Source organism: Marinobacter sp. 1-3A, assembly GCF_016597775.1.
Taxonomy (GTDB): domain Bacteria; phylum Pseudomonadota; class Gammaproteobacteria; order Pseudomonadales; family Oleiphilaceae; genus Marinobacter; species Marinobacter xiaoshiensis.
The window spans coordinates 1-16,636 of record NZ_VCGZ01000019.1; the positions used below are offsets into that span (position 1 = coordinate 1).

General features: G+C 54.4%; 16 protein-coding genes and 1 riboswitch. Of the genes, 14 read left to right on the plus strand and 2 right to left on the minus strand.

What is annotated here, in order from left to right; all coding sequences use genetic code 11:
- Positions 1-138 precede the first annotated feature (138 nt).
- The 12 genes from FE848_RS18105 (at position 139) to FE848_RS18160 (ending at position 10,292) form a co-directional block, all read left to right on the plus strand.
- Positions 139-528, plus strand: a complete 390-nt coding sequence (locus FE848_RS18105; RefSeq protein ID WP_200205262.1) for a hypothetical protein — start codon at positions 139-141, stop codon at positions 526-528.
- A gap of 53 nt (positions 529-581) precedes the next feature.
- Positions 582-1,760, plus strand: a complete 1,179-nt coding sequence (locus tag FE848_RS18110; RefSeq protein WP_200205264.1) for a hypothetical protein — start codon at positions 582-584, stop codon at positions 1,758-1,760.
- Positions 1,761-1,806: 46 nt separating this feature from the next.
- Complete coding sequence (locus FE848_RS18115; protein ID WP_200205266.1) at positions 1,807-2,115, plus strand: hypothetical protein; 309 nt, start codon at positions 1,807-1,809, stop codon at positions 2,113-2,115.
- A 4-nt stretch (positions 2,116-2,119) separates the two neighbouring features.
- A complete protein-coding gene (locus FE848_RS18120) occupies positions 2,120-2,722 on the plus strand; it encodes a hypothetical protein (RefSeq protein WP_200205267.1) in 603 nt (200 codons plus the stop codon).
- A 52-nt stretch (positions 2,723-2,774) separates the two neighbouring features.
- Positions 2,775-3,116 carry a hypothetical protein gene (locus FE848_RS18125; protein ID WP_200205268.1) on the plus strand — a complete coding sequence of 114 codons (342 nt, stop codon included), beginning with the start codon at positions 2,775-2,777 and terminating at the stop codon, positions 3,114-3,116.
- Between the two features lie 139 nt (positions 3,117-3,255).
- Complete coding sequence (locus FE848_RS18130) at positions 3,256-3,537, plus strand: hypothetical protein (protein WP_200205269.1); 282 nt, start codon at positions 3,256-3,258, stop codon at positions 3,535-3,537.
- 110 nt (positions 3,538-3,647) lie between these two features.
- A complete protein-coding gene (locus tag FE848_RS18135; RefSeq protein WP_200205270.1) occupies positions 3,648-5,015 on the plus strand; it encodes an amidase in 1,368 nt (455 codons plus the stop codon).
- Positions 5,012-5,725 (plus strand): 5-oxoprolinase subunit PxpB, encoded by a 714-nt coding sequence (gene pxpB / locus FE848_RS18140; protein ID WP_200205271.1) that lies wholly within the window; start codon positions 5,012-5,014, stop codon positions 5,723-5,725. The genes FE848_RS18135 and pxpB overlap by 4 nt, the downstream gene beginning before the upstream one ends.
- On the plus strand, positions 5,722-6,699 hold the full coding sequence (locus FE848_RS18145) for a biotin-dependent carboxyltransferase family protein (RefSeq protein WP_200205272.1): 978 nt from the start codon (positions 5,722-5,724) through the stop codon (positions 6,697-6,699). The genes pxpB and FE848_RS18145 overlap by 4 nt, the downstream gene beginning before the upstream one ends.
- A gap of 47 nt (positions 6,700-6,746) precedes the next feature.
- Entirely contained in the window at positions 6,747-7,754 is a 1,008-nt protein-coding gene (locus FE848_RS18150; protein WP_200205274.1) for a CobW family GTP-binding protein, read from the plus strand.
- Between the two features lie 106 nt (positions 7,755-7,860).
- The gene (gene nhaB / locus FE848_RS18155; protein WP_200205275.1) at positions 7,861-9,366 is read left to right on the plus strand and encodes a sodium/proton antiporter NhaB; all 1,506 of its coding nucleotides are present in this window, start codon (positions 7,861-7,863) and stop codon (positions 9,364-9,366) included.
- 92 nt (positions 9,367-9,458) lie between these two features.
- Complete coding sequence (locus FE848_RS18160) at positions 9,459-10,292, plus strand: substrate-binding periplasmic protein (RefSeq protein ID WP_227715454.1); 834 nt, start codon at positions 9,459-9,461, stop codon at positions 10,290-10,292.
- Between the two features lie 9 nt (positions 10,293-10,301).
- On the opposite strand, the gene FE848_RS18165 is transcribed toward FE848_RS18160, so the two are convergent.
- The gene (locus tag FE848_RS18165; RefSeq protein ID WP_265091967.1) at positions 10,302-10,934 is read right to left on the minus strand and encodes a DUF3047 domain-containing protein; all 633 of its coding nucleotides are present in this window, start codon (positions 10,932-10,934) and stop codon (positions 10,302-10,304) included.
- Between the two features lie 186 nt (positions 10,935-11,120).
- Positions 11,121-11,317: riboswitch (cobalamin riboswitch) on the plus strand.
- A gap of 155 nt (positions 11,318-11,472) precedes the next feature.
- Here FE848_RS18165 and FE848_RS18170 point away from each other — a divergent pair.
- Both FE848_RS18170 and FE848_RS18175 read left to right on the plus strand, forming a co-directional pair.
- Positions 11,473-14,241, plus strand: a complete 2,769-nt coding sequence (locus FE848_RS18170; protein ID WP_200205277.1) for a ribonucleoside-diphosphate reductase subunit alpha — start codon at positions 11,473-11,475, stop codon at positions 14,239-14,241.
- Positions 14,242-14,269: 28 nt separating this feature from the next.
- Positions 14,270-15,328, plus strand: coding sequence for a ribonucleotide-diphosphate reductase subunit beta (locus FE848_RS18175; protein ID WP_200205278.1), 1,059 nt, complete (start codon positions 14,270-14,272; stop codon positions 15,326-15,328).
- Between the two features lie 24 nt (positions 15,329-15,352).
- Here the strand turns inward: FE848_RS18175 and FE848_RS18180 are convergent, their stop codons facing one another.
- Positions 15,353-16,312 (minus strand): integron integrase, encoded by a 960-nt coding sequence (locus FE848_RS18180; protein ID WP_200205279.1) that lies wholly within the window; start codon positions 16,310-16,312, stop codon positions 15,353-15,355.
- Between the last annotated feature and the right edge of the window lie 324 nt (positions 16,313-16,636).

The window sequence follows — 16,636 nt, forward strand, 5'->3', positions numbered from 1 at the left end:
GTTACGGACTGCCGGACTTCGCAGAGGAACTCAACTACGGAGTCGATCTATCAACCATCTGAGGGTGGTATCAGATTGATGGGGTGAAGGTGCCCCATCAACCATTAAATCCGTATACCCGTTTTTCTAAAGAGTGATATGGTTCCTGGTTTGAATAGTGCGGTTTTGAGATTGCAGGAAAAAGGCTTAGAGCTGGAAGAGTGGGAGAAAGCTTCGTCATTAACAGATGTTGAAGGGTTTTGGCCAGGAAAACTCAATGGAGAAGATGCAGGTTTTGAATTCTCTATTGACGAAGTTGACGATGATGACCTTGAAGCTTGGGATGTAGAGCAGAGTCAGCTTGAAGGTCGAGATCTAATGATGGAGCTCTGTTATTACACCGAAATGGATTTGGCTGCCGCGGTTTTGTTTATCTCCTTTATTTGTGAATCGTGTAATGGAATTACATTTGATGAAAACGATGAGCTGACTGTAACGGCCGCCAATTCAAAGCAATGGAGAGAGGCACTGTTAGGGCAGATCCTTTAGAGTAAGCTGTTTAACAACCTACTTTTTACCCTCCCGATCGGAGGTAAGAAACGATGAGCCTTGCACTTCCAAAAGATAAAGGCCTTGGCTACAAAGTTCCCGCAACACTGGCCAAAAAGCTCGAAAGGAAGTTCTCGCTAACGAGTGAAGCGTGTCTGGATAATGCTGTGTGCCTGGCAAACTACCTGTTTGCTTTGGGTGAAGTAGATCAGGCACGTGAGCTTCTCGAAAGCTTTGTTTTTGATGTGCGGTCTGTTGAAGGGCGCCGAGACCTTTGGGGTTCAGTGGGCCATGGGCTGATTTTGCTGGCTCACATTTACCGGACAAGCGAGCCCGATAAAGCATCCCGTATTATTGCGGCGTTGGATGAGGACGATTTTTATACGTCCGCCATGACCAGGTACGAGATCTTTCAGAGCGATTTTGAGAGCCATCAGAATATTATGGACTACGCTTTCACCGAGACTCCCAAGTATAAATGCGAAGTCATCGGGCAGGAGGCGTTAAACTTTCTCTACTTCCACGAAATGATCCCGGTTACCCGGGAACCCCTACCCGCTGACTTCGCAGATACCTTGCGAGGCCTTATTGATAATTGCTATCACCATCTACGAGAAGCTCTGGCTGAATCCCGGGTGAAGGGGCGTAAGCAGTCGGGAGCGAAAGCCTCGGCTCTGTCAGAGGCAAAGCAACATGCGGATGCGACGGTGTTATTCTCCGGTCAATTAAGCATCAACTATGGACAGTTTTATGTGGATGAGGTCACTCCACAAAACGAAGGCGACTACCTGTTAGTTGAGCGGGCCTTCAGCGGTCAGGCTAATGGGCTATGTGGTGGAGCCCAGAAAGGAAAGCTCTTTCTGGTGGCAGGCCCGCAGACCGGAACCATCTTGATCGATGTGCTCCTGCATTCGTCGAAACCTCCAGTGGATGAGACGTTTGAAGATGCCGTCGAGTGCAGCATGCAGGTACCGGAAAACCAAACAGGCCTGTGTTCATGGGCTCACGAAGAAACCTATGCCCTGGACCTCCCACCCGGAAATTATCGGGTGCGCTACAGCATTTCCGGAATGGATCGAGATTACGCCGAGGATGATGAAGATGTGGATGCGCCAATACCAGGGCAGCGATATTTGCTGCAATTCTGGCCAGCCTCCGCGGCTAAAGACCAAATTTTAAAGGTAGGTGGCGAAACAGCTGCCTATTGGCACGGTACGCTAGAAACCGAGTGAGCGCCTGAGCCAGGGGTTGCAGGCTGATCTCGACGCTGAGGTTCTTATGAGTGTTGTCATTACAATAACCCAAGTTGACTGCCGTAAAGCCGATATCGTGGAGACAGTGGTTTTAAGTCTCGAGGCGCCGAACGAAGGAGAGCGGTTTGAGGTTACCAAAGATAATTTGATTATTTTTGGCGGAGTATACGAATTTCAGCTTTCGGTATCCTGGGTGAATATGGCGGTGAGTTTCTCACTGATAAACGAAAGCGATGCTGTGCTCCGGTATGGCGGTGTAGTGACCGGAAACACACACTTAGACGTTTCGCTTGGCGCGGGTCAGTTAGTTGAAGTGCTGTTGGAAGTGAAATAAGAAGATGAGCATAAGTATCCCGGCTGATCTTGCCGGACCAAAAACGGTTGTGAGCCTCGCCAATTCTTTGCGTAAGCGCTTTGACCTGACTCGATCCGGGGATCTTGAAAAGGCGATTGAATTGGCGTGCTGCCTTCAGGTACTAACGGCCCGGGCTAACTTTGTGTGTTATATGGACAGCTTTATTTACGATATTCCATATAAGAGCAACAGCTACGCATGGGGGCACAAATGCGACGGTTTGGCGCTATTGGCCTACGATGCGGACTCCCACAGCGACGACTCCCTGCGAACAAAAGCACTTGAAATCATCACCAGTAAGAATTTTGACGCGAATGACCTGGGTTGGCTGCTGGAAAACGCTCGGGGTGAGATAGAGGCTGACAAAGAAGAGCGTGAAGGTGCCGAGCTGTTAGCGCAAGCGGGAGAGGTGCCGGACCTCACTGTTAAGGAAAAGCAGCAGGGTCATTATTCGAGAATAGTGCTCTTTGCGTACTATCACCAGCTACTGAAGGCCTTCATACCGGATCTGGCTGTGAAGGAAGTTGAAGAGCTGGCTGTGTTGATTGAGCGCGAAAGGTGGAGCCTCAGGGAAATGTTGAGCTAGTGCGGAAGTACGAGGGAACGTAGATCAATAGTCAAATGCTGACCGGATAGTTATGAATAAGGACCTGTATTCCGAAATATTGAAGGCGCTTGTGTTGGCTGCGGAAAAATTCCCGGCTGGCAATAATGATGTCTCTGAAGAAATTAAGGAGGATTTCGAAACAATCATCGACGAATGTGACATCAGTAGATGGCGAGTAAATGTCGATGGATGCACTAGGGGCGTTGGCAATATTCTTTCTGATCTTGATGTGTCTATTAAAGAAGGCGACCGGAAAAAATGTGTCGAATCAATCGCGATGTTAAGGTGTGCTATCGCGGATATAGCGTCAGCTTTTTCGAACGCGATGGACAGCATGGAAGGTCTTGTGGTTACTATTCGTGATGAAAAATAATGATAGATCGGATTGGCAGCTAAAATAAGAACGTAATGGGGCGCAGATTGGTTCTATGAATTCTGATGAGTTCGGCTCATTGTGCTCGCGTTTGATAAAGGAAGGCGCCGGCCGGTATACACAAGACACGATAGAGAAAATGCATGTGCTCTGTGATAAACAGTGGCATACCTATGAGCTTCCATCGTTGGGTGTCAGGAAGGTCACAAGCCATTGGGTGCACGAGTACCTCGATACCGCATCGCCTGATCCGGAACTCGCTGCAAAGGTTGTTTACTGCTTTGGCCTTAACAGGGAGTTACTGGCGCAGATAATTGAATGTTATGGCGACTACGTTGATTTGAGCGAGTACGAGGAAGACTTGGAGCACTCTGATGGGGATTTTGTCGATCCTTACTGGACACTAAGAAAAGCTGAGTAGATGTAAGCTGTTTAACAACCTGTTTGATGTGAAACCTGATGAAGGGCGCCGTTACCCGAAATGCACCGGATGAGCTAGAGTATTGCAAGGACGAGTGTGAAAGGAGCGACATGAAACAGCAGCCCGGCCAGCCCCCCATAGAACTCACAGAGGTAAGCTTGTCATCTCTGCTAGCCGCATTGCAGCAGAACAAATTCAGTGCCAGCCAACTTCTTGAAAGCTGCCTCAGCAATATCGATCAATTCGATGACCCTGCCAATCAGGTTTACACCGCCCGCTTTGATCGCACAGCGAGAGCTGAAGCCAGCGCTGTCGATGCGCTGCAACAGGGAGGCGTTCCTTCAGGAGAGCTTGCGGGCCTGCCCATAGCGCTAAAAGTGCTGTTCGATGTGGCTGGTGAGATGACTCACTCGGGCTCAAAATGGTGGAGCGAGAAAGCGCAAAGCGATGCGCTTATTGTCTCACGCCTGCGTAGGGCTGGAGCGGTTATTACCGGCCACACCAACATGACCGAGTTCGCCTACTCCGGGCTTGGGCTTAACCCCCATTACGGTACTCCCGCCAACCCTCTGGCACCGGGTCGCATATCTGGTGGCTCATCCTCCGGAGCTGCAGCGGCGGTTGCCTTCGGCATGGCCGCTGCTGCCATCGGTAGCGATACCGGCGGGTCGGTGCGCATACCTGCGGCTTTTTGTGGTTTGGTGGGCTTCAAACCTACCCAAAAACGCATACCTCGCGATGGCGTGTTCCCCTTATCGCAAAGCCTGGATTCTATCGGTCCCATTGCCCGCACCGTAGAATGTTGCGCGCGCCTGGATGCCGTTATGGCAGGTGAATCCTGGCAAAAGAACAACTCGGTTGATTTGCGCGGTCGTCGCTTCGTCGTACCTGCTAACTACATGCTGGATGAGGTCTCGCAAGGCGTTGCCGCTGCCTTTGCCGATAGCCTCCGCAAGTTGCGCGATAGCGGTGCTCAGATTGTGGAAGCACAGGTTCCGGTGCTGGATGAATTGCCGGAAATGATGGCGAGTGGCGGGCTTGCAGCTGCCGAAAGCTATCACGTTCACCGGCACTGGCTGCAGCAACGTGGAGATGAATACGACCCGCGAGTGCGGGAGCGCATGCTACGGGGCTCGGGCATCAGTGCTGCGGATTATCTTGACCTGTTGCAGCGACGAGCCGCCCTGAAAAAGCAGGCAGACCAATGGCTCGGTGCCTATGACGGGCTTCTTGCGCCCACCGTGGCTATTGAGCCGCCCCTGCTTACGGAGCTTGAGAGTGACGCGGATTACCTGCGACTGAACCTGCTGGTACTGCGCAACCCCACCGTCGCGAACCTTCTCGACTTGTGTGCTATCACGCTCCCGAACCATCAAGCCGGGGATCTGCCCAGCGGCCTGATGCTGGTTGGCCGGCATAGCTCAGACAGCACTGTACTGGGTGTCGCACAAGCGGTGGAACAGGTTCTGAAGCAGTGAGCCAGAAACCGGTGCTCGAATCCGCCGGGCTGGACGGCTGGATTGTCCGGTTGTTTGAAACGATCGACGAGGACAACCTGCCTTGGCTGTCTGCATTATCGCGCAGGTGTGAGCAGGCCTTTGGCAGTGCACTGATTGATCTGGTGCCTTCTTACACCACGCTTCTCGTTGTTTTTGATCCGATTACTTTATCGTCTTCAGAGGCCCGGGCCATGATTTGCCAGATTTTGGTGGATCTTGAGCCGGATAGCGGCGTTCAAGACGGGCAGGTACACGAACTTCCCACCTGGTACGACATCAGCGTAGGCCCGGACTTGCCAAGGGTGGCAGAGCATACCGGCATGGCGGTTACCGATGTGATCGAAGTCCACAGCCAACGCACTTATCGGGTGTTTGCTCTGGGTTTTGCACCGGGCTTTGCTTTCAAAGGATTAATCGACCCTCGACTTGAATGCCCACGGCTTGATACGCCCCGCCAGCGAGTGCCGGCCGGAAGTGTGGCTTTGGCAGGCAGGCAAACCGCAGCTTACCCGACAGAAACTCCCGGAGGCTGGAACTTATTGGGGCGTACCAGTGCCCGTTTGTTTGATCGGCGGCGTGAAGGGTTCAGCCTTCTGCGGGTTGGCGATCAGGTGCGCTTTGTTTCCGTCAGCCGCGAAACCTTTGAGCGTGAAGGTGGGAGCAGCACACCTATGGGGCGTGAATCGTGAGCCACCGGGAGAAGCCGCAGCCGGGTATCCGAGTGTTACGGGCCGGTCCTCTGGCGCTATTGCAGGACAGCGGAAGGTTTGGGGTGCGCCATCTGGGCGTTACTCAGGGCGGCCCGGCCGATCTTTACTCTTGGGCCTGGGCCAACCACCTGACCGGCAACCCTTGGGGTACCGCCAATCTGGAAATAACGTTCGGCGGCTTGCAGCTAGTGGCCGAAAGAAACCTGCACATCGCTATTGCCGGCGCCGATCTGGGGGCCACTCTCAACAATGAGCCTGTTCCTTTGTGGCAGCGAGTGCGCTGGGAAGAAGGCGAGGTTCTGGCTTTCGCCAAGCCGATGAGTGGGCTGCGTGCGTATCTGGCGGTGTGCGGCGGTTTTGTAGCAGAGCCGGTTTTAGGCAGTGTTGCCAGCGTTGTTCGGGATGAGCTGGGTGGGTTTAGCGGAAAGGGCTGCAAACTGGCTGAAGGGGATCAGTTGTTTGTTTACGCAAGCGGAAGGAGCTGTGGCCAAGGCGTGATGCAGACACCGCAGGAAGCCCGACCTGATTTCAGCCAGCCAGCTGTGCTGGACATACTTCCGGGGGCGCAGATTGCTCATTTCACCGGCCGCAGTCTGTTTGACGCGTTCAACACCTGGTGGCAGGTGGATGATCGCGCCGATCGCATGGGCGTACGCCTGATTGGCCCCAAGCTGCACTGCAACATTCGTAGCTTGGTTTCTGAGGGAATCAACCTGGGCGGCGTGCAGGTGCCGCCGGATGGCCAGCCTATCGTGCTGCTGAACGATCGCCAGACCATTGGCGGTTACCCCCGATTAGGTTCGCTATCGCCGCTGTCAGCCTCCCGGCTGGCCCAGTGTTTACCGAAGCAGCGCGTGCGGCTGGTTGCCAGTGGGCACGAGGCTGCGCTTAGGGAGCTCAGATTGTTCCGGAGACAGTTCGAGTGTGTGCGTGACAATAATGTTATGTTATAACATGCTCGCATAAACACAGTATTTGGACGATGACAAAGAATCAATCCATGGCACACAACTCGAAACCCATTCCCACGCACCTGGTACTTGGCTTTCTCGGTGCTGGTAAAACCACGGCAATCCTCAACCTGCTGAAGCAGAAGCCGGAAGGCGAGCGCTGGGCGGTGCTGGTGAATGAATTTGGAGAGGTCGGTATCGACGGGGCCTTTCTGTCGAACCAGGGCGTGGCGGTGAAAGAAGTGCCTGGTGGCTGTATGTGCTGCGTTTCCGGGTTGCCTATGCAGATAGGGCTCAACAGTTTGATCAGCTTCGCGCGCCCAGATCGGTTGTTTATCGAGCCAACCGGGCTGGGCCACCCGGCACAGGTGATCAAAACGCTGACCGGAGAGTTTTACAAGGATGTGGTACACCTTTCGACGTCTGTTTGCTTGGTCGACCCGCGCCGGCTGGAAGACGAGCGTGTGCTTGCCAGTCAGCAATTCCACGACCAGGTTGCAGTGGCGGATCTGTTGGTGGCGAGCAAAGCAGATCTGTGCACGGATGAGCAGTTAGCGCGGTTCGACTCCTGGGCGAGCGACTGGCATCCGGCAAAGCGGCGCATCGGACAGATTAGTGGCGGGCAGCTTCCCCTCGAATGGCTAGCAGGGGATTCCGATCGACTACCCGCGCATTTTCCTGAAAGCCACCACCATCACCATGGTAAAGCCCTGGCGGAGAAACCCTCACTGGAGGATGAACCCTGGCAGTCCTATTTCAACAAAGGCGACGGTTTTACCAGCATGGGTTGGCGCGTTCACAAAGACCGGGTGTTCGATCAGATAGCGCTACAAAGCCTCGCCAGTAGTGGAGGGTTCGAGCGCTTCAAAGGGGTGGTGCATACCAACAGAGGCTGGTGGATGTTCAATGCCGTTGAGGGCGTACTGACACTGCTGGAAACGGAGCCCGCTGATGAGTCTCGGGTTGAAATTATCAGCCGCGCGCTGGAGCAAAATGATCTGGATCACGAACTTCGCAGTGCCTTGGTAGTACGGACATCTGCCAGTACTAAAGGATAGGGCTATACTGTATGTTTGTCGCATTAACCGGCGCAGGAATGTCAAGGAAGATAATGGCATGGCGCCATATACTGTTATCGCTCGTTAACTCAAAAGAACCTCCGCAATGCCCACAACCGTTTTTTCCGCATTTTCCAGTAACTTTCTTGGCAAGGCTCCCGTCTGGTACAAGCAGATTATCCTGCTGTTTTTGATCGTTAACCCGATCGTTATGTACCTGTTGGGGCCGGTTACAGCGGGCTGGTTGCTTATAGCAGAGTTTATTTTCACTCTTGCCATGGCGTTGAAGTGTTACCCGTTATTGCCCGGCGGTTTGCTGGCAATAGAGGCATTATTGATCGGCCTTACCACGGCGGATGCGGTGTATCTGGAAGTGCTGACCAATTTCCCGGTTATCCTGCTGCTGATGTTCATGGTGGCTGGCATTTATTTCATGCAGGACCTGCTACTGGTCGCGTTCACCCAGATACTGGTAGGGGTGCGATCGAAATCTGCCCTCTCACTTATGTTCTGCATGGCTGCGGCGGTGCTGTCTGCTTTTCTGGACGCCCTCACAGTGACTGCGGTTATCATCAGCGTTACAGTTGGCTTTTACTCGGTTTACCACAAGGTGGCCTCGGGTAAGGGCTATCAGAGTAGCGATCATAATTCAGACAGCGATGACGAGGTTATTGAACTGCACCGGGATGATCTCGAAAACTTCCGGGCGTTTCTGCGCAGCCTGTTGATGCACGGCGCTATAGGTACCGCTCTGGGCGGCGTTGCAACCATGGTGGGTGAGCCCCAGAATCTGTTGATCGCCAAGGTAGTGGGCTGGGACTTCATCGGGTTTTTCCTGCACATGGCGCCAGTCAGCATTCCCGTGTTGGTCGCCGGGTTGGTAACCTGCTGGGTGCTGGAGAAAATGCGTTGGTTTGGCTACGGTGGTCGGCTTCCCAAATCGGTTCGGCGGGTGCTGGAAGAGTTTGCAGATAACGAGCGCGCCAAGCGTACCAAGGCAGATCAGGCAGCGCTTTGGGTGCAGGCGGCTGCAGCGCTGATTCTGGTGGTGGGCCTGGCCTTGCACCTGGCCGAAGTGGGTTTGATTGGCCTGCTCGTTATCATACTGATTACTTCGTTTACCGGAGTAACCAGCGAGCACCAGATAGGAAAGGCCTTCCAGGAGTCGCTGCCGTTTACGTCCCTGCTAGTTGTGTTCTTTGCGGTTGTAGCGGTGATTCATGAGCAGCATCTGTTCAAGCCTGTGATCGACTACGTGCTGTCACTTCCGGAAGGGCAGCAGCCAGGTATGTTCTTTATTGCCAACGGCCTGCTATCCATGATCAGCGATAATGTGTTTGTGGCCACTGTGTATATCAGTGAAATCAAACAGGCACTGGATGCTGGTAGTATCAGTTATGAGCATTTTCAAAGCCTTGCCGTTGCTATTAACACCGGCACCAACCTGCCAAGCGTGGCAACACCGAATGGCCAGGCCGCCTTCCTGTTTTTGCTGACGTCTGCCATTGCGCCTCTGGTTCGTCTATCCTATGGGCGAATGGTCGTAATGGCCTTCCCCTATACTATGGTGATGGGTGGTGTTGGCCTGTATATGGTGATGTTCCATATCTGATGCCTTTCCACAGGGCTCTGCTAATCTCATCTCAGGTAGTTTGAAAAGTCCGCATACCTTCAATATGTCGGCACATTCAACGAATCGTTACTATGCGCAGACTCTGGAATCGATATTTAGCCCCGGCGCAGTTCCGGGGCTTGGCAGCCCGAATAGTGATGGTGGTTGCAGTACTGGCGGCTGTTGCCCTAACAAGGCCTGCCCTGGCTGATACTGCGGGGAACAAAGTGCGCATTGCGTACACCGAATTCCCCCCCGCTGAATACCGGAATGAACAGGGCGAACCGGCGGGTTTTTTTGTTGATCTGACTAGAAAAGTTGTCGAGGAAGCCGGTTACGAAGCCGAGTTCATTTACCTGCCTGTAAGCCGGGTTTATTTGTACCTGAAAAGCGGCGCGGTTGACCTGTTTCCCGGCCTTTCCGGTGTGCCGACTCTCAAGTACGAGGTGCTTGAGAGTTGGGTAAATGTTTATCCAACACGGCTCAATGCCTGGCATCTGGAAGATTCAGAACCACTGACCCACTTTGATCAACTGGAAGGGAAAACGGTCATTGTGATCGGGGGGTACACTTATGGTGGCTTGCTGACATGGCTTGATAATTCAGATCGTATTCGGCTTACTGAAGCGCCCAACAGCCGTGCTGCACTCGAGATGCTCAAGCTCAAGCGCGGTGATTATGTACTGGATTACCGCGAAACAGTTGAGCCCATGCTGACGTTGCCATCAGACAGCAAGATTCTCGGTTCGGAAATAAGATCACGCTACTCGGCCTGGCTGTATTCCCTGGCAAGCCCACGCGCTTCAGTGCTTCGGGAAAAAATTGATGATGCCTACCTGAGGCTTGTCAGCCGGGGTGAAGCGCCGCCCGTAAGACCGTTCAAAGCAGGCTTTGTGATCCCGGGGTTCCCTCAGGCACATCGTTAAAATTGCCTGTTAATTCTTTTTTTTCTTGGTTAGCGTGATATCGCCGTACCAAGCACTTGCTTGCTCACCGGTATTGTCAGAATCCGACATGATCGCGATACCCCGGATTGGCGGCGGATTTTCCCCGAAGGCCTGGCGATAGTCCGCCACGATATCCCGCTCTATGGCTACCCACTCCCCGACATTTCCGCTGCCAGAGTTAACGGCAATCATCACGGTTTTGTCGGTGTAGGGATTGTCAATAAACTCGCCTTCCGGCAGGGTGTTTGCCCAAATGTAGTTCAGGGCATTGCCCGGCAGTTTCTCACCAAACAACACCTCCACTGTTTTGCGCTTGGCCCGCTCGAAAAAGCCCGCTTTCTCCGGCTCGAACTCGAAGGCGATGTAGATCCGGGCAGGGTAGTCATCACCAGCTTTGTTCCGGGCATCGCCCTTTTTAAATACATTCGACACCTTCCAGCGCCAGGCCAGTATCGGTGAGCTTTCTGGCTCTATATCCAGCCGGGTTATCAGGCCGGAAGCACCGCCGGAGGTTTCGGCTTTAACCACCCTGGAGCCGTTCTCTGAAATCAGTTCGTAGTGGGAGAGCTGCGTTATGTTGGGGAATTCAAGCGGTTCCCAGCCATCATCCAGCGATGCCATTTCGGAAAATGCCGGGAGCACTGGCTCCTGTGCTGACAGGTGAGAAGAGGCCAGGGCGAGTGCAGCTAGGAGCAGCCAAATAGTGGGGTGCGATGAGGTGCGCATTGGATAGTCTCGAGTTGTTGTGTGTTTGTAGGAGACCGAAGGATTCAAAGAAAGTGCCTTGTTCATCTTGGCTATCCTGTATATAGTGCCCAAATCCTTGGTTTGATACCAGATATGGTATCGGGAATCCGGTGAGAATCCGGAACTGACGCGCAGCGGTATTGGGGAACGAGCGTGGCACAAAGACACTGGCGCAAGCCGGGAAGTCGCCACGCAAGGCAGAGCCGAAAGGTTCACGCCCCTGAGTCCGAAGACCTGCCAGGGAATACACACTGTACCTTCGCGACTCAGGCGCCTGCATTTGGCCCTACAAGGTGAGCAGCAACAAACAAGGCATGATTACAGCCGCTGTATAGCGATTACAGGCTGATGCTGACGTTTGTCCTGCGTACGCGAAGGTTACGGAATTAACGCGTATTCAGGAGAAAACCGCATGTCTGCGACCGCTCTGGCCGAGCCTCGGCCCTCATCGCCATCCGCCACAGAAGCCTTGCAGGTAATCAAACGCAACGGCAATCTGGTCAGCTTTACCCCATCGAAAATCAGCGTAGCCGTTACCAAGGCCTTTCTTGCCGTTGAAGGCGACCAAGCCGCTGGCTCTGCGCGTATAAACGACGCTGTTCACCGGGTAACCGAGCAAGTTGTGCAGGCCATCAGCCGTCGCCTGAAAGCCGGTGGCCGGGTACACATTGAAGACATACAAGACCAGGTAGAACTGGCCCTGATGCGCGCGGAAGAGCAGAAAGTTGCCCGCGCCTACGTACTCTACCGCGAAGAACACGCCCGCGAACGCGCCCTGCACGAACCGGTAGAAGCCCACCCAACCCTTACCGTAAAACTCGCTGATGGCCGCACCGCACCGCTGGATCTGGGCTTGATGAAGCAGCAGGTTGAAAAGGCTGCATTAGGCCTGGAAGGCATAGAAGCCGAATCCCTGGTGGACGAAGCCATCCGCAACCTCTACAACGGTATCGACGAAGCCGAAGTACTGAGCGCCTTGATAATGACCGCCCGCGGCCGCATCGAACGTGAGCCAGACTACAGTGCTGTCACCGCCCGCCTGCTCCTGGAACAACTGCGCCTTGAAAGCGTCACCGCTCTAAACCTCGACACCAGCCTGAGCCTCGCCGACGTTTATCCACAGGCTCTGAGCGCTTTTATTCACGCAGGCATTCGCTACGAGCTGCTGGATGAAGCCATGGCTGCATTCGATCTTGAGCAGCTGGGTGCTGCCATCAAGCCCGAGCGCGACCAGAAGTTTGGCTTCCTCGGCCTGCAAACCCTCTACGACCGTTACTTCCTGCACTGGAAAGAAGACCGCCTGGAATTGCCCCAAGTGTTCTTCATGCGCGTGGCAATGGGCCTGGCATTGCGTGAAGACGACCCCAACAGCCGCGCCATCGAGTTCTATAATCTGTTGTCTTCGTTCGACTACATGTCTTCCACTCCCACATTGTTCAACAGCGGCACCCGCCACTCCCAGCTGTCGTCCTGTTACCTCACCACCGTGGGCGACGATCTGGAAGACATCTACGGCGCCATTCGCGACAACGCCATGCTCTCCAAGTGGGCTGGCGGACTGGGCAACGACTGGACACCCGTGCGCGCACTGGGCTCCCGCATCAAAGGCACCAACGGCCAAAGCCAGGGCGTAGTGCCATTTTTGAAAGTGGTGAACGATACCGCTGTTGCCGTGAACCAAGGCGGCAAGCGCAAAGGCGCCGTGTGTGCCTATCTGGAAAGCTGGCACCTGGACATCGAAGAGTTTCTGGAGCTGCGCAAAAACACCGGTGACGAACGCCGCCGCACCCACGATATGAACACCGCCAACTGGGTACCGGACTTGTTGATGGAGCGCATGCGCCAGGACCGCGACTGGACCCTGTTCAGCCCTAGCGACGTACCCGACTTGCACGACCTATACGGTAACGAATTCCGCGAGCGCTATGAGCACTACGAAGCGCTCGCAGCCAAAGGCAAAATCGAGCTGTTCAAAACCATTCCGGCTAAACAGCTGTGGCGCAAAATGCTGACCGTACTGTTTGAAACCGGCCACCCCTGGATCACCTTCAAAGACCCCTGCAACCTGCGCTCGCCGCAGCAGCACAAGGGCGTGGTGCATAGCTCCAACCTGTGCACCGAAATTACCCTGAACACCAGTGCGGACGAAATCGCCGTATGCAACCTGGGCTCGGTCAACCTGGCCGCCCACATCGCCAATGGCGAGCTGGATGTGCAGCGCCTTGAGCGCACCGTGAATACCGCCGTGCGCATGCTCGATAACGTTATCGACATCAATTTCTACGCCGTGCCCCAGGCCCGCAACTCCAACCTGAAGCACCGCCCGGTGGGCCTCGGCCTGATGGGGTTCCAGGATGCGCTCTACGCACTGGGTCTGCCGTACACCAGCCCGCAGGCGGTGGAGTTTGCAGACGTAGCCATGGAGCAGTTGAGCTACTTCGCCATCCGCGCATCGGCCCAGCTGGCGGCAGAGCGGGGCGCTTATGAAAGCTACGAAGGCTCACTGTGGAGCCAGGGCGTACTGCCCATCGATTCCATCGAACTGCTGAAAGCCGCGCGCCTTGAGGGCGATCTGAGCGTAAACACTGAAAGCCGTCTGGACTGGGGCCCCGTCCGTGAGCTGATCACCCAACACGGCATGCGCAACAGCAACGTGATGGCCATTGCGCCCACGGCTACCATCTCCAACATTGTGGGCGTGTCGCAATCCATCGAGCCGGCGTACCAGAACCTGTTCGTGAAATCGAACCTCTCCGGCGAATTCACCGTGGTGAACCCTTCACTGGTGCGTGATCTCAAGGCGGTCGGCCTGTGGGACAACGTGATGGTGAACGACCTCAAATACTACGACGGCAGCGTGCAGCAAATTGAGCGCATACCCACCGAACTGAAATCCCGCTACGCCACCGCATTCGAGATCGATGCCCGCTGGCTGGTGGAAGCCGCCTCCCGTCGCCAGAAATGGCTGGACCAGGCCCAAAGCCTGAACCTCTACATGGCCCAGCCCAGCGGCAAAAAGCTGGACGAGTTGTACCAGCTGGCATGGGAGCGTGGCCTGAAAACCACCTACTACCTGCGCTCTTTGGGTGCTACTGGCGTGAATGAAAGTGCCGCCCCGGTTGCCGCACCGCAGCCACAAGTGTGCAGCATTGATGAACCCGACTGCGAAGCATGTCAGTAACCACTTACTACTTTTGAGAGGCACAACCATGCTGAATTGGGACGACAAAACCAAACCACAAAACCAGCCCGCTGCGCACAATAGCGTGGCCCCGGTGAACGTAGACGACAAACGCGTGATCAACGGCGAAACCGACGTAAACCAGTTGGCCCCCTTCAAGTACCCCTGGGCCTGGGAGTTCTTCATGAACGCCAACAAAAACCACTGGACCCCGCTGGACGTGAACATGGCGCAAGACGTTCACGACTACCACCACCGCCTGAACCCGGCGGAAAAGCACGTGTTCGAAAACGTGGTGGCCTACCTGACCACCTCCGACATACTGGCCATGCGCAACATCGGCCTGGCCGTGATGGAAAAAATGACCGCGCCGGAACTGCAAATTTATCAGGCGCGCCAGGTATACGAAGAGGCATTGCACACCTGGACCTACCAGCACTGCATTGAAACCTTGAACCTGGACCAGAGCGAAATCTACAACCGCTACCGCGTGGTGCCGCAGATTAACGCCAAAATCCAGATGGCCAACCGCCGCCTGGATGCCGCTATGCGCTCCGACCTCAACCTGCGCAACAAGGACGACCTGCAGGAATTCATCATGTCGTACCTGTTTTTTGCGGCGGTGTTTGAAGGCTGCTGGTTCTACAACGGCTTCAGCCCCATCTTCGCCCTGCAACGCCGAGGCCTGATGCGCGGCACCGGCGAGCAGTTCCAGTACATACTGCGCGACGAAGCCATGCACTTCGCCTTCGGCCTGAAAGTGGTGAACCAGATACTGGAAGAGGAAAACATAAGCTTTGATCCCAAAGCCGTACGCGAGATGTGGGAAGAATCCGAAGCCGCCGAAAGCGACTACGCCAACTACATCCTGCGTGACCCGATACTGGGCTATTCTGCGGAATACCACACCGAACAATTCCGCTTTGTTGCCAACCGAAGAGCCCGCACTGTAGGGCTGGAAGAGCCGTTCCCCGGAGCGAAAAACGTATCGCCCTGGCTGGATGAGCAAGCCACCATGCGGAAGGAGAAGAACTTCTTTGAAACGCGGGTGATTGAGTACCAGACCGGGGCTCAGTTGGAGTGGTGAGTACTCACAAACGCTGAGCTGCGCTCATCCCAACGGACTGCGAACCCCCGCAAAACCTTGCCCTAAAACGTGGGTATAGATTTGGGTGGTTCGCAGGTCTGCGTGGCCGAGTAGATCTTGTACTGTGCGGATATCGTTACCACGTTTTAGAAGTTCGGTGGCGAAGGTGTGGCGGAAGGTATGGCAACTGGCAGGTTTATGGATACCGACAGCCTTTGCCGCACCGCGCACAGAGCGTTGTACGGATGAAATATGGCGATGGTGTCGGGATACATTGCCTAGATTGTCTGTACACAAAACCGGAGAGGAAAAGAGCCACTGCCACGCTAACGAACGGCTTGCTCCGGGATACTTGCGAGCGAGCGCGAAGGGCATACTGACCGGGTGCAGAAACTCCTCACTGCGCTGCTGCCAAGCTTTGCGGATGCTCTCAACATGGTTCTGAAGCGGCTCAATCAGCGTGGCAGGTAATAAAGTGGTTCTATCTTTGGCACCTTTTCCGTCGCGCACGGTGATTACCTGCTGTTGAAAATCCAGATCCTTGATGCGCAGACGACAGGCCTCGGTTACTCGCAAACCAGAGCCATACATGAGGGATGCTATCAGCTTATCAGGTTCACTGAGATGGTTGATGATGCGCATCGCTTCATCGTGCGTGAGCACCACGGGCAACTTACGAGGCTTCTTTGCCCGGACTACATCTCCAATCTCGCCGAGTGGAGTCCCGAATACCTTGTCGTACAAAAACACCAAAGAGTTCAGCGCCTGTGCCTGCGTGGCTGCAGCAACATTGCGATGTACGGCAAGCCAGGTCAAAAACTCATTAACCTCCGGCGGGCCCATATCTCGTGGGTGTTTCATTTGGTGGAAACGAATGAAGTAGCGAATCCAGTACCAATAGGTTTTCTCGGTACGAATACTGTAATGATTGACGCGAATCACCGCGCGAACCTGATCGCGTAAACGAGGCTGCTTTCCTTGCATTGTGGGCTCCCTGTCACAGGACTGTATATTTAGACAGTATTATTGGTGGCGCAGATCACAGAAGTCAAATGATTACGTAGTAGGCTTCTAAAAACTGAGCTAAGCTTTTGTTTTACGTGTTTTTGATCGGTGTACTGGGGTTCGAAAAATCCGTAATAACGAAGCAGTCAAATTTTCGCAATCACTGAGACATCGATCCAATTGCTGTTTGGGCAGACCTTAGTTGAGTGCAGTAGACCCAAAGACCCAAGATCTCAATAATTTAGATAATGATGACTGTATATTCAACCAGTGTTTTTCTATTTGAGATCTGAACCACGAAAC